This is a genomic window from Chitinophaga sp. SVR4-12A (assembly GCF_056754765.1).
The window spans coordinates 5,172,509-5,187,095 of the sequence record NZ_JBPGWP010000001.1; the positions used below are offsets into that span (position 1 = coordinate 5,172,509).

Annotated in this window: 10 protein-coding genes; 1 reads left to right on the plus strand and 9 read right to left on the minus strand. The window is 50.4% G+C overall.

The genetic code is table 11. The features are described 5' to 3' along the window. Window positions 1-113: 113 nt before the first annotated feature. The 9 genes from atpG to pheT all read right to left on the minus strand — a co-directional run bounded on the left by atpG (window position 114) and on the right by pheT (window position 12,370). Window positions 114-1,001, minus strand: coding sequence for an ATP synthase F1 subunit gamma (atpG, locus tag ACR9Y8_RS21045; protein WP_481215222.1), 888 nt, complete (start codon window positions 999-1,001; stop codon window positions 114-116). Between the two features lie 123 nt (window positions 1,002-1,124). Next, window positions 1,125-1,706 carry a DJ-1/PfpI family protein gene (locus ACR9Y8_RS21050; protein ID WP_481215223.1) on the minus strand — a complete coding sequence of 194 codons (582 nt, stop codon included), beginning with the start codon at window positions 1,704-1,706 and terminating at the stop codon, window positions 1,125-1,127. 119 nt (window positions 1,707-1,825) lie between these two features. Then, window positions 1,826-3,448 (minus strand): RagB/SusD family nutrient uptake outer membrane protein, encoded by a 1,623-nt coding sequence (locus ACR9Y8_RS21055; RefSeq protein ID WP_481215224.1) that lies wholly within the window; start codon window positions 3,446-3,448, stop codon window positions 1,826-1,828. A gap of 18 nt (window positions 3,449-3,466) precedes the next feature. Continuing rightward, the gene (locus tag ACR9Y8_RS21060) at window positions 3,467-6,403 is read right to left on the minus strand and encodes a SusC/RagA family TonB-linked outer membrane protein (RefSeq protein ID WP_481215225.1); all 2,937 of its coding nucleotides are present in this window, start codon (window positions 6,401-6,403) and stop codon (window positions 3,467-3,469) included. Between the two features lie 266 nt (window positions 6,404-6,669). Then, window positions 6,670-7,296, minus strand: coding sequence for a 3-keto-disaccharide hydrolase (locus tag ACR9Y8_RS21065; RefSeq protein ID WP_481215226.1), 627 nt, complete (start codon window positions 7,294-7,296; stop codon window positions 6,670-6,672). 150 nt (window positions 7,297-7,446) lie between these two features. After that, window positions 7,447-9,012, minus strand: a complete 1,566-nt coding sequence (gene rny / locus ACR9Y8_RS21070; protein WP_481215227.1) for a ribonuclease Y — start codon at window positions 9,010-9,012, stop codon at window positions 7,447-7,449. A gap of 307 nt (window positions 9,013-9,319) precedes the next feature. Next, window positions 9,320-9,613 (minus strand): cell division protein ZapA, encoded by a 294-nt coding sequence (locus tag ACR9Y8_RS21075; RefSeq protein WP_481215228.1) that lies wholly within the window; start codon window positions 9,611-9,613, stop codon window positions 9,320-9,322. Between the two features lie 9 nt (window positions 9,614-9,622). Beyond that, window positions 9,623-9,934 (minus strand): hypothetical protein, encoded by a 312-nt coding sequence (locus ACR9Y8_RS21080; RefSeq protein ID WP_481215229.1) that lies wholly within the window; start codon window positions 9,932-9,934, stop codon window positions 9,623-9,625. A gap of 3 nt (window positions 9,935-9,937) precedes the next feature. After that, window positions 9,938-12,370, minus strand: a complete 2,433-nt coding sequence (pheT, locus tag ACR9Y8_RS21085) for a phenylalanine--tRNA ligase subunit beta (protein WP_481215230.1) — start codon at window positions 12,368-12,370, stop codon at window positions 9,938-9,940. Window positions 12,371-12,920: 550 nt separating this feature from the next. On the opposite strand from pheT, the gene dnaB reads away from it, so the two are divergent. Then, window positions 12,921-14,498, plus strand: coding sequence for a replicative DNA helicase (gene dnaB / locus ACR9Y8_RS21090; protein WP_481215231.1), 1,578 nt, complete (start codon window positions 12,921-12,923; stop codon window positions 14,496-14,498). Window positions 14,499-14,587 lie beyond the last annotated feature (89 nt).

Genomic DNA, 14,587 nt, shown 5'->3' on the forward strand with positions numbered 1-14,587 from the left:
GGCACATTGCAACCGTAAAGAAAAAGCGTCAAAGACTGAAAGTTACAGTCTTTGACGCTATTGAAGAAATGAATTTTTTTGCTGTTGATTTGATGTGAATAAGATCCAGCATCTTAGCCGGCCAGGGCGGCAGCACCGCTCACGATCTCTGTCAGCTCCGTTGTAATGGCAGCCTGACGGGCACGGTTGTATGACAGCTTCAGGTTGCGCAGTAGCTCCGCAGCATTCTCTGTTGCTTTATCCATGGCGGTCATACGGGCGCCGTGCTCAGAAGCATGGCCGTCCAGTATGGCTTTAAAGAACTGCGTGTTCAGGATCTTAGGCATCAGCTCTGCGATCAGGGCTTCTTTCTCCGGTTCGAAGATGTAATCAGCCTTGATCTTCTGCTGTCCTTCTTTTTGCGCTACCTTAGCGATAGGCAGGAACTGCTCGGTGGTATATACCTGGGTAGCGGCGTTCTTGAACTGGCTGTATACCAGCTCCACTGCATCGTAATCGCCTTTTATGAAGCCGTTCAGGGCGATGGCAGCAGCCTGTTTTACATGATCAAAGTTAAGATCTGCGAACAGGTGCCAGTATTGGTCATTGATCTTATATCCGTTCTTTGCAAAGTGCTCGTAACCCTTCTTTCCGATAGGCATGATTTCCACACGTCCTTTGGCATACTGCTCCGCATATTTTTCACGGATCAGCTGTTTGGCCAGCTTTATCAGGTTAGAATTATAAGCGCCACACAGTCCGCGGTCAGAAGTAATTACCACGATCAGCACCTTTTCTACCGGCCTTTCTGCAGCCAGGGCCATCTCAATATCGCCTTCTGTGTTGGAAACGATGTTCTGCAGCATCTCCTGGAGCTTCACGGCATAAGGGCGCATCAGCAAAATAGCATCCTGTGCGCGTCTCAGCTTGGCGGCGCTCACCATTTTCATAGCTTTGGTGATCTGCTGGCTGGATTGTACTGATTTTATACGGTTACGAACTTCTTTAAGCTGTCCGGACATAGTGATATTATGGATTGTTCAATTCGGCTGCAAAGGTAAGTAATGCAGGCATAATTAAGAAACAGGGAAAGAGGATTATTTCTTCGGCAAATACTGTACTTAAAATCAATAAATTACAGATTATCACAACTCTATACGGGTGCCCAGCACTTTCAGGAAGGCGGCGATCCACCTGGGATGAGCCGGCCAGGCAGGGGCGGTAACCAGTAAACCGTCGGTCACCGCGTCGTCAATGTTCACATGCTGATATTCCCCTCCGGCCATAGTTACCTCGGGGCCTACGGCGGGGTAGGCGGTCAGCTTTTTGCCCCGTACCACATCGGCTGCCGTCAGGATCTGGATAGCATGGCAGATGGCCGCCACCGGTTTGTTACTGGAAAAGAAGTATTTCACCAGCTCGATCACCTTTTTATCCAGGCGAAGGTATTCAGGCGCCCGGCCACCCGCAATAACCAGCGCATCATATTCCGCCGGCTGTATGTCCGCAAAGGAAGCGTTCAGCGTAAAATAGTGGCCCCGCTTTTCACTGTAGGTCTGATCTCCTTCAAAATCATGTATGGCGGTAATCACTTTTTCACCGGCTGCTTTGTCGGGGCATACCGCATGTACTTCATGCCCTACCATGAGCAGCATCTGGAAAGGAACCATGGTTTCATAATCTTCAGCATAATCGCCGGTGAGGAAGAGTATCTTTTTTTGGGACATAACACAGAGGGTTTTAGAAGAGATCAAGTTACAATAAAAAGTCGTAAGTCGTCAGTGATAAGTTGTCAGTGATTGACAACCTACTCCTAACGACTTACGACTATTGACTTACGACTTTTTTAATATCCTGCATTCTGCGGGAAATCCTGCGGATTACTTAGCCTGTCTATCTGGTCCTGCGGAATAGGCCGCAGAACATGCTTGGGCAGGATATTAGCAGCGGCCTGCGGGTTATGCGCCCGTACTCTTTCCAGCAGCTTGCCTGTACGTACCAGGTCAAACCACTGCTGCTGTTCGCCTACCAGTTCACGGCCTCTCTCGTCCAGTATGAAATCGATGTTCAGCTGGTCGGGTGTTATCTTCATCGCTTCCTTATGCGCCGTGGTCTCATCGGGCGTAAGGCCCACCCGGGCGGCGCGCACGCGGAGGGTATTGATCAAATTCGCTGCCGTTGCCTTGTCGCCCTTCATCATGAGCGCTTCTGCAGCTATCAGGTAATCTTCAGCCAGGCGGAAGGCAATAAAGGGCCTTACACCGGAAGCCTGGTTATCGGGCCGCAGCGCATCTGCAAATTTGTTCAGCGAAGGGTACAACACTTCAGTATACCGGCGGGGCGGTACCAGCAGATAAGGCTTGCTGGTAATTTCTGCATCGGTCACATTATAACCGGGCATATATACGGAAGTATCGCCCACTTTAAGTTTGGAGGTGGCCACGTTGGCTTTCCAAACCGTAGTAAAGAATTTTTCGTACCGGGTATCGTGCACACGTTCACGATAGAGCGTATCCAGCAGGAAAGGCGTTGGCCGGAAGCGTTTCCAGGGGGTACCGTTGGCCAGGTCGCGTTTCATGCCGGAGAGGATATCATACTGCATGAGGAAGAACCTGCAGGCATTATTGTCGGTAGAATTATACAGCGCATCGGTGGTATACTGTACCGCCCAGATGGTCTCTGCATTGTTTTCCTTGCCCTGGGCCCATACCTGGCCAACATCCGGCAGCAGGGAGAAGCTGTAATTGCTGATAACGCCCTGGGAATATTTGGCGGCGCTGTCATAATCGGTTGCCTGCCGCGCCGCAGAAGAAGCACGCGTGAGGTATACCCTCGCAAGCAGATGTTCTGCAGCTGGCTTGCTGGCACGGCCAAACTCAGGTGATACCGGTAAATTCTGCGAAGCATACATCAGGTCTGCTATGATCGCGTTGTATATCTTGGGCACAGAATCGCGGTGTGCTTCGGTTTTGATCTCCTTGTTCTCCTGGAGTTGCAAGGGAACCGGCCCAAAGAGCTGCATCATCAGGAAATGATAATGTGCCCTGCAGAAACGCGCTTCACCCACGCCTGTGCGTTTTACGGTAGAGTCCAGGCCTGGTATGGCATTGGCCCTGTCTATCGCTGCGTTACAGGTATTGAGGGCCTGGTAGGTAGCGTTCCAGAGCTCGCGCAGGTGTGCATAACGGCCATCCAGCTGCGAGGTATACTGGTTGGCAAATTTAAAATCACCATCAGAGCCGTTGGTATAGGTATCCGTACCAAAAACACTTAAGGTCATCCCGCGTTCCGTGCTGTAAAAGCTACGCATGGCCACATAAGAGCCGTTTACTGCAGCGCTGAAGCCTGCGGGCGTATTATAGAAATCATCATTCACATTAGACACCAGGTCTTCGTCCAGCATTTTATTACAAGCTGCAGACGCAATGGCCAGCAGTATGATCATCCAGCATATTTTCATATTCGTCATAACGTTCTTTTTTACGGTTTAGAAAGTGGCATTTATACCAAACTGCAGCATCCAGGTGGCCGGTACATCCACGGCGATAGTAGTCACATCTTCCGGGTCAATGCCTTTGTATGTCTGGCGGTAAGGCGCCAGGATCAGCGGCTGCTTCACATCTACACTTACACGCAGCGCCTGCATTTTCCAACGGTCCATCAAACTTTTCGGCAGATTATAACCCAACCCGATGTTGCGGATCTTGAAGAAGGAACCGTCAAAATAACTCAGTGTAGTATAGTTATTCGGGCGCTCCTGGTTACGGTTAGGCCGCGGGAAAGCATTTGTGGGATTGGCAGGCGTCCAGTAATCTACGTCCAGGTTGTTATACCGTCCGAACAGCGTGTTGTAGTTCTGGTAAAAATCACTCTTCACCATATTGCCCATGCGTGCAAAGGCCACAATGGAGAGATCAAATCCTTTGTAGGAAACACGCTGGGTCATACCGCCAGACCAGTCAGGCTGTTGTGAGCCCAGGATAGTACGGTCGTTGGCGTCCAGCTTCTTATCGTTATTCACGTCGTTTAAGCGGATCTCACCCTGGTGCTGCTGGTATACCTTGGCTTCGGCCTCTGTTTGCCAGATGCCTATTTTCTGGTAATCGTAGTAAACAGTGATAGGCTGGCCAATGAACCAGGCGTTGCCGGGATCACTCTTACTGCCGTTGCCCAGGCTCAGGATCTTTTCGCGGTTCATGAAGAAGTTAACATCGGTTGACCAGGTGAAGCCGGAAGGACTTTGCACGATGATGGCAGACAGCGCCGCCTCCAGGCCCTTGTTCTCTGTAGAGCCGATATTAGTCAGCACACTCGGGAAGCCGTTGCTGAAGGGAAGCAGGCGGTTCAGCAGCAGGTCTGTGGTCTTCTGCTTATACACGTCAACACTACCCGTCAGTCTTCCTTTGAATACGCTGAAATCAAAGCCTATGTTGGAAGAAGCGGTAGTTTCCCAGGTCAGGTTAGGATTGCGCAGCTGGTTGGGCTGATAACCCAGTACGCCCCTGTTATTGAAAGAGTAGGGGCTGCGCAGCAATCCGCCTTGCGTAGCATACGGCGGTATACCGGTGTTGCCGATCTTGCCATAGCTGGCGCGGATCTTCAGGTCGTCGAGCCAGGTAACTGGCCGCAGGAAATTTTCGTTGGTCATGTTCCAGGCTACAGCTACAGAGGGGAAATAGCCCCATTGCTGACCCTTCGCAAAACGGGAAGAACCATCTGCACGCAGCGTCAGGGTGATCAGGTACTTGTCGTCATAACCGTAATTGATACGACCCATGTAGGAGAGGATGGTCCAGGTGCCCAGCTGGCTGCCAATAGCAGTTACGTTACCTGCTTCATCCAGGTTGTACCACTGCTGGGCTTCCGCCGGAATGCCACGCACAGCAGCGTTGGAGGAGTCTTCACGCTGGCGCTGTACACTGTACAGGGCGGTGATGCCTACGTTGTGCTTCTGGTGGAAGACCTTGTTATAGGTCAATAAATTTTCTACTGTATAAGCCAGTACGGTATAGCCGTTCCGTTGCGCTATTGCATCGCCGCCGGCTATCAGCTGGTTGGTGTTGTTCTTACCCTGGAAAAGACCGTAGTTGCTTTGCTGGATATCCGGTCCAACATTCAGGCGGTACTTGAGGCCTTCTGCCAGGTCCACTTCTCCGTAAAGGCTGGTGAATAAACGGAAGCGGGTGCGGTTCTCTTCACGGTTGCCCGGTACATAATCCAGCAGCGGATTAGGTTGCTGATTATCACTGGTGGGATAGGTGATCAGGTTGCCGTTGGCGTCATACGGAGCTGCGATCGGCAGCATTTTAAGCGCAGCATCCATACCGTTGTAGGTCTCGCCCCGACGTTTGCTGTAAGAGGCCAGCAGCGAAGCGCCCACCCGGATTCTTTTACTGATCTCCTGGTCCAGGCTCAGGTGAAGGTTATAGCGCTCAAAGCTTTGCAGCTCCAGTACGCCCTGCTGTTTGAAATAACCGCCGCTGGCAGCATATTTTGTTTTTTCAGATCCGCCGGAAACACCCAGGCTGTGCTGTGTTTGCCAGCCGCTTGAGAGCATCAGGTCCTGCCAGTCGGTATTCACGCCCGCCTTTACGTTGGCGTATTCTGTGGCGTTGAAAATAGCGGCGTCAGAAGAATCAGGATTGTTATCGTTATAGCGGCCTGCCGTACGGTTGGCTTCTCTTCTCATCGCAGTATACTGGCTGGCATCCATCATATCGGTGCGGCCCAGCGTATTGATAATGCCGTAATTGGCGCTGTAGTTCACCCTGGCCGGACCGATCTTGCCTTTGTGCGTGGAGATCAGGATCACGCCGTTGGCGCCGCGGGAACCGTAGATCGCTGTGGCGGATGCATCTTTCAGCACTTGCATGGAAGCGATATCGCCGGGGTTGATGTCGTTCATGTTTCCGGCATACGGGATCCCGTCTACAATATACAGCGGATCATTACCGGCCGTGATAGAACGGTTGCCGCGTACGCGTACCCGGGGCTCATCGCCGGGCTTGTTACTGTTGATCAGCACATCTATACCTGCCACCCGCCCCTGCAAGGCCTGCTGTGGGTTGGTAACAGATACTTCCTGGATGGCTTTTGAATTGATAGAGGCAATCGAACCGGTCACATCTTTCTTTTTCTGTGCGCCGTACCCTACTACTACTACTTCTTCCAGCTTTTTCAGGTCTTCTCCCAGCTGAATGTCCACATTACTGCGGCCATTTACAGGTTCTTCCTGTGTGGTGTAGCCGATAAAGGAGAAGACTAAAGTGGCTTGTGGGTCTGCCTGTAATTTAAACTGACCCTGCATGTCTGTCTGGGTACCGGTTGATTTTCCTTTTACCGATACAGTTACTCCGGGCAGCGCTGTGCCGCTTTTGGCATCTTTCACTGTTCCCTGGATAGTTTTGGACTGAGCGTGGATCATTAGGCTGTGGCATAGCAGGAATAGCCAGAGCCCCCCGATTTGAGCAAGTTCTTCATAGCGTGCAATTCTTATTTAACGGTACAAAAAAGGTGTTGACCTGGATTTAGTAGCGACAAGTTATGTAAAATATCTTTTTTCTGCAAACGATTGCATGTATAATTATCAAGTTAGAGAATAGTCTGAACGGGTAATAAGTTGTAAAAGGATAGGCCGGTCAGTGGGTATTGACTGACCGGCCAGTATGATTGAGTTCGCTTAAGAGCCGCTTACAGGTTCTTTACCTGAATGTTCCGCCATCTTACTTTAATCCCTCCGCCAGAGTGGATTTGCAGGGCGATCTGGCCGTTGCGGCCGCCTATTTTGTCATCATCCAGGGTGATCATTTCATGGCCGTTGAGCCAGGTAGTTACTACATTGCCTTTTACGCGCACCTTCATGGTGTTCCATTCGCCCATTTTCAGGTACTGCTCTTTATCGGCAGTGGGCTGGATCAGCCAGCCACGGCCATAAGATTCGTAAATACCGCCGGTATGCATACCTGCGGGGGCTACTTCGGCCTGCCATCCGGTGATCTTGGTACCTTCTATGGAAGAGTGGAAGAATACACCGCTGTTGCCATTGGCTTCCTGTTTAAATTCGAGGGTTAATTCAAAATCCTTAAAATCCTTATCGGTTCCCAGGTAACCATATTCTTTGTCGGGCCCGCTTTCACAAACCAGGTTGCCGTTGTCTACGTACCATTTTTCGGTACCGTAGATCTTCCATCCATCCAGGTTCTTACCATTAAAGAGAGACTTTGCTTTTTGTCCCATTACACTTGTGGAGGCCAGTATCAGCCCGCTTGCCAGCAGGCAGGCGCCCAGGCGCTGGCGTAAAGACGTGGTTCTTTGCATGACAGGTATTTAAAGTGAAATTCCAAATCCCAAAATCCAAATTCCAAACTGAAATTCCAAATTCCAAAAACAAAAATCCCAATTTGATCAGCTACTCCAGTCGGAAACAGCCTTTTCAAATTGGGATTTGGAATCTGGTCTTTGGAATTTTTATCTCGCTACATTCACCGCACGTTTTTCACGGATCACCGTTACTTTGATCTGTCCGGGGTATTGCATTTCCGTCTGGATCTTGTTGGCGATCTCAAAAGAAAGGCGGTCTGCATCGTTATCGGTCACTTTATCGCTCTCTACGATCACACGCAGTTCGCGGCCTGCCTGGATGGCGTAGGCTTTTTCCACGCCTTCGTGGGCCAGGGCCAGGTTTTCCAGGTCCTTGATACGCTGCAGGTAGCTCTGCATGATCTCGCGGCGGGCGCCCGGGCGTGCGCCGCTGATGGCGTCACATGCCTGAACGATGGGGGAGATCACGTACTGCATTTCCATTTCGTCGTGGTGGGCGCCTACGGCATTCACCACAGCGGCATGCTCTCCATATTTTTCGCAGAGCTTGGCGCCCAGCAAGGCGTGGCTCAGTTCAGTTTCTTCGTCGGGTACTTTTCCTATATCGTGCAGCAATCCTGCGCGTTTAGCCAGCTTGGGGTTCAGTCCCAGCTCAGCCGCCATTACCGCACACAGGTTGGCAGTTTCCTTGGAGTGCATCAGCAGGTTCTGGCCGTAAGAGGAACGGAAACGCATTTTACCTACCAGGCGTACCAGCTCCTTGTGCAGGCCATGGATGCCCAGCTCGATCACCGTTCTTTCGCCGATGTCCATTACCTGCTCTTCCAGCTGTTTCTTGGTCTTTTCTACTACTTCCTCGATACGGGCAGGGTGAATACGGCCGTCCTGTACCAGTCGCTGGAGCGACAAACGGGCGATCTCGCGGCGCAGCGGATCAAAAGAGGATAATACGATGGCCTCCGGGGTATCGTCTACGATCAGGTCTACACCGGTAGCGGCTTCGATGGCGCGTATGTTACGGCCTTCGCGACCAATGATCTGGCCTTTGATCTCATCGCTTTCCAGGTTGAACACGGTAATGGCGTTCTCAATGGTCTGCTCTGCAGCGGTACGCTGGATAGACTGTATAATGATCTTTTTAGCTTCTTTGTTAGCCTTTGTTTTTGCATCCTCGATGATCTCCTGGATGTGGGCCAGGGCCTGGCTGCGGGCTTCTTCTTTCAGACTTTCCACCAGCTGGTGTTTGGCCTCTTCGGCGGTAAGGCCGGCCACCTTTTCCAGGCGGCGGATATGTTCTTCCTGGTGTTTCTCCAGGTCATTGCGTTTAATGGCTACCAGTTCCATCTGCCGGTTCAGGTTTTCCTTGATTGCTTCGTTTTCCTGTACCTGTTTCTGCAGCTGTTCGTTCTTCTGGTTGAGGCTCAGCTCTTTTTGTTTGATCCGGTTCTCTGCATCTGCCAGCTTCTGGTTACGCTGCAATACCTCTTTCTCATGCTCACTTTTCATCTGCAGGTATTTCTCTTTGGCTTCCAGTAACTTATCCTTTTTCAGGTTCTCAGCGCTTACCTGTGCATCTGATACGATCTTCTGAGCCTGCTGTTCTGCCTCCTGTATTTTTTGCTGCGTGTTTTTGGCAAATATCACCTTACCTAACACAATCCCTATGATCAATGCCACCACCGCGGCTATTGTCGTTATAAAAGTAACATCCATACAAAAAATTTAAAATTGAATATATATTGCATTCTTCGCCACCCCCTATCAGGGTGGTGGTAGAACTTGACGCGCGAAAATACAAAAAAGAATGTCCTAAAATGCGATAACACAGGACAGATGAAGGTGTGGACAGATTGCTTATCCGGAATAGTAACAGGGGTATTTTACAAATAACTTATTATGAGTAAGTTATAAGTGGTGTTAATAAAATTATATTACTTCCTGTTAATCTACTTTTTTCAATAAATCACACTTTCATCTATCACCTTCCACGCTGCTACAAGCTCCACCAATTTGCCTTGCCTTACTTCAATTGTTCATCCAGCAATTCTTCCAGCTTTTGTAATTTTTCCTGTAAAAAGGGCGCCACGCTTGCCTGTGCCTTTCCTCCGCTTGTTACGGGGTGGGTAGCATACATGATCAGGGCCATGGCTATATAATCCTGCAGATCCTTACCCGCATAGGCCGTTTTGAATTCGATGATCTTTTCGTTCACCTCCTTCATAATACGGCGCACTTCCTCTTCTTCTTCCGGTTTGATCTTGATCCGGTAAGACCGGTCTGCTACGAATATATTTACGGGAATCAGCTGTTCCATGGATTGTCTTTAACTGTTCAGCAACGCAATACACCTGTCTATCTCCTTAATATAGTCGTTGATCCTGTTTCGCATTTCCTTTTTGAAATCCTCATCTTCCTCGGGCGTGGCCGCCGGTTTCCCGGATGCAACACCCGCTATTTTTGCAAGATGCAACTTTTCTTCCAGCATAGCAATAGTCTGCAGCTGCCGGGCAGATTCCTGCTGCTGCAATTGCAACTGTTCTTTCAACAAGGCATTGTCAGCCTGCTCCTGCTGCAGCTTTTTCAGCAGCAGGAGCAGCTTATCTTCAATGCGTTGTATGTGTTGCTCTAATGCCACGGATTACTTTCTTATCTGTGCCTGTAACTGGGTCTCAAAAGCCTTTACCAGCTTGTCCATTACAGCATCTATTTCTTTATCTGTCAGTGTTTTACGCGTGTCCTGGAAGGTAAAGCTCACTGCGTAAGATTGCTTATTGACGCCCAGTTTTTCACTTTCAAAAACGTCGAAAAGGTTGATATGTTGCAGCAGCGGGGATTTTACACCGCGGGCAGCTGCTTCTACATCTGCAAATTTCACCTGTTTGTCCAGCACCAGGGCAAGGTCTCTGCGCACAGCCGGGAACTTCGGAATTTCACTGTAAAAGTTATCCCTTTTTGGCAAAGCCGCCAAAACAGATTGCCAGTTGATATCTGCAAACCATACCCCTTGTTTGATATCGAACTGCTTCAGTTTCTGCGGAGCCACGGCGCCCAGGGTAACCAGTTCTTTACCGTTGCCCTTGATCAGCCAGGCATGCTGCAGTCCGGGAACGTCTTTCTCTGCCCATTGCAGCGAGTTGATGCCCAGCTGGGCCAGTATATTGCCTACATAGCCCTTCAGGAAATAGAAATCTACCGGGGCAGCCTTGTATAACCAGCTCTCCGGGCGTTTGGTACCGGTGAGGTACAGGCTCAGGTGCTCGGTTTCCTCGTATTTACCAGGGGCATGTTGTTGATAGGTCTTACCATATTCGAAGAACAGCAGGTCCTCGTTCTTGCGGTTCAGGTTATAGGCCACGCTTTCCAGGCCGGTTTCCAGCATGGAGGGGCGCATTACATCCAGGTCAGCGCTCAGGTTATTGATCATTTTCACCGTATGCTCCAGCACTTCCGGCGTAAAGTATTTGCTGTTGGTGATGGAGTTGGTGAAGATCTCCCTGAAGCCGTTGGCAGCCAGGTAGTCAGCAATCTTCTCCCGCACCCGCTCCCGGTCCGGGCGGGCAGTGATGGCCGGAGTGATCAGCACCTGGGAAGGAATTTCCACGTTATCCAGGCCGTCTATACGCATGATCTCTTCTACGATGTCTGCCGGTATGGAAATATCGGGCTTGCTATAGGGCACGTTTACACGCAGCCCATCGGCCGTTGCTTCCAGTATTTCAAATCCCAGGCTGGCCAGGATATGTTTGATCTTATCTTGTCCGTACTCCTTGCCGCTCAGTTTCTTAATATAGTTCCAGCTGGCGGTCACTTCTTTTTTAGGTTTCGGCTGTGGATATACGTCTACCACCTCAGACGCCACCTGTCCGCCTGCCAGTTCGCAGATCAGCGCTGTAGCGCGTTGCAGGGCAAACACGGTATTGGAAATATCCACGCCTTTCTCGAAACGGGTGGCAGCATCTGTGCGCAGGCCATGACGGAAAGAAGTGGCGCGTATACCGGAAGGGCTGAAGCAGGCGCTTTCCAGGAAGATATTGGTGGTGGCGTCTGTTACGCCGGAGTGCAATCCGCCAAATACGCCGGCGATACACATGCCTTCACCATTTCCATTGCAGATCATCAGGTCTGCTGCATCCAGCTTGCGCTCCTTTTCGTCCAGTGTAACGAAGGGAGTGCCGGCTGGCAGGTTCTTTACGATCACATGGTTACCGCTGATGGCGTTTGCATCAAAGGCGTGCAGCGGCTGACCGGTTTCATGCAGTATGAAGTTGGTGATGTCTACTATATTATTAATAGGCCTTACCCCAATGGCCAGCAGTTTATTCCGCAGCCAGTCCGGAGAGGCGGCTGTTTTTACATGGCTGATGGAAATCCCGGCGTAACGGGGACAGGCCTCCGTATTCTCTACAGTAACGGTAATGGGTAAGGGTTTGGCAGCCTTGGGCAGTTCAGGAATGGCCGGCAGCTTTACCTGGTATTTGCGGGTGTTTTCCAGGTTATTGAAATAGGCGCATACGTCGCGAGCCACGCCAATATGGCTCATGGCATCCATGCGGTTGGGGGTCAGACCTATTTCGTATACCCAGTCTTGTACGGGCTTGAATACTTCCGCCGCGGGGGTACCGGGTACCAGGGCGGCATCCAGCACCATGATACCGGCATGGCTGCTGCCCAGGCCGATCTCGTCTTCAGCACAGATCATTCCTTCACTTTCCTCGCCACGGATCTTGGCCTTTTTCATGGTCATGGGCTCGCCGCTGGCAGGATAAATAGTAGCGCCGATAGGGGCTACCACCACTTTTTGGCCGGCTGCCACGTTTGGGGCGCCGCATACTATGTTCAGGGGGGCGCCGCTGCCGATATTTACAGTGGTGAGCCTCAGCTTATCTGCATTAGGGTGTTGTGCCACCGTCAGTACTTCTCCTATTACCAGGCCTTCGAGGCTTCCTTTGATGGATTCAAACCGCTCCAGGCTCTCCACCTCCAGGCCGATACGGGTTAAAATAACAGACAGCTCCTCCGGTGACGGCTGCACCGGCAAATATTCACAAAGCCAATTGTAAGAAATAGTCATTTTATTAATAATGTGGCTGTAAAGATAACAAAACCGTTCATTTAAGGGTTTGAGGGTTTGAAGTTTGAGGTCTGAGGTTCGTTTGAGGTGGAGGTCGCAGCAGTTGCCTGGCCGGTATACTTGTATTGAACTTTTAACTTTTAACGAACCTCAGACCTCAAACTTCAAACGTCAAACCACCTACTTTTTTGGTGCCTATGTGAATTACCGTACAAGCAAATTGTGGAAAATCTTTTTGCACAAAGTGTGTGAATAATCGGAACTTTACAGGGTATTTTTACATTGTTTCGTGGATAACCGGATGCCAGTCAGTGGATAACTGACATTTTGCGTGTGAACAACCTGTGATTTTGGTTTGATAAATATAATCTGGTCATCGTACGGCTTTAATGGAAAAATGCCTTTACCTTAGTTTTTACGGCTCAAAAAAGTTTACAATTAATTAAAGATGACTTAACACGGGTACAGAAAAAATTGTGTAGTGCCGGGGGCATAGAAAGTCATGACAGTAATCGATTTCGTTCATTTTTTTTAACTTTTTACAATATAAATGGATCTCAATCTAAAGAAAGACCGTAATGTACGTAGGAAACCGTCCATTGATGTGTCCTCCATGGTATATGGAAAAATACCCCCTCAGTCCAAGGATATGGAAGAAGCTGTACTGGGCGCCATTATGCTGGAGAAGGGCGCTTTTGATACAGTGATCGAGATCCTGAAGCCCGAATGCTTCTACGTAGAAGCGCACCAGAAGATATTCTCCTCCATGCAGCGTTTAGCCGCCAAGTCTATGCCGGTGGATATCCTCACGGTGGTGGAAGAGCTCAAATCTTCCGGCGAACTGGAAATGATAGGGGGGCCATTTTATGTGACCCGTCTTACCAACACGGTAGTATCATCAGCTAACATTGAAGCGCACGCGCGTATCATTCTTCAGAAGTTCATACAGCGTGAATTGATCCGTATCTCCGGGGAAATACTGAGCGAGGCGTACGAAGATACCGCCGACGTATTTGACCTGTTGGACGGAGCAGAATCCAAACTGTTCGAGATCACCAATAGCCACCTCCGTAAGAACTACGATTCTATCGACAGGGTGCTGGTGAACACTATGAAACGTATTGAAGACCTTCGTAACAAAGGCGATGATATCACCGGCGTACCATCCGGGTTCCCAACACTCGACAAGGTAACCTACGGCTGGCAGCCCAGTGACCTGATCATCCTGGCGGCACGTCCATCCGTGGGTAAGACCGCATTCGCCCTCAACCTGGCGAGGAATGCAGCGTTGCATCCCCGCTTCCCGAAAGGCGCCGCTATCTTCTCACTGGAAATGTCCTCCGGGCAGATCGTACAGCGTATCCTCTCCGCCGAGTCGGAGATCAAGCTGGAAAAGATCACCCGTGGTAAGCTGGAAGAATACGAGATGAAGAAGCTGATGACGCATGGTATCGAACGCCTGGCCAAAGCGCCCATCTTTATAGACGATACCCCGGCCCTCAACATCTTTGAGCTGCGCGCCAAATGCCGCAGGCTGGTACACAATAACGGCGTAGGTATCATCATCATCGACTACCTGCAGCTGATGAGTGGCGGCGGTGAAGGACGTAACTCCAACCGCGAGCAGGAGATCAGTAAGATCTCCCGCGACCTGAAAGGCCTGGCAAAAGAACTGCACGTACCCGTGATCGCCCTGTCGCAGTTAAGCCGCGACGTGGAAAAACGTAAAGACGGCAACAAAATGCCCCAGCTGAGCGACCTTCGTGAATCGGGCGCTATCGAGCAGGATGCCGACATGGTGTGCTTCCTTTACCGTCCTGAATACTACGAGATCACCTCCAATGAAATGGGTGAATCCAACAAGGGTGAAACCCACGTTCGTATAGCCAAACACCGTAACGGTCAGCTGGATACCATCAAGCTGCGCGCCGTACTGGAGTTCCAGCGTTTTGAAGACGATGGCAGCGTAGAGAACCCCGGCGGCGGTGGCGGCAGCAGCAGCGCCTTTGCAGGGATGCGTAACCAGGGCCACGGCGGCGGTGATGAAGCCAAACTGTACATCCAGAAAGGGTCTAAGATGAACGATATGGACTTCGAAGACGAAGGCCTGGAAGACGCCCCTTTCTAAAATTCCAAAGTTTAAATACCAAATTCCAAAAGGGAAAGTATAAAGAGAGCAAATCCCAAATTCAAAATTCCAGACGATCTTCACGTCTG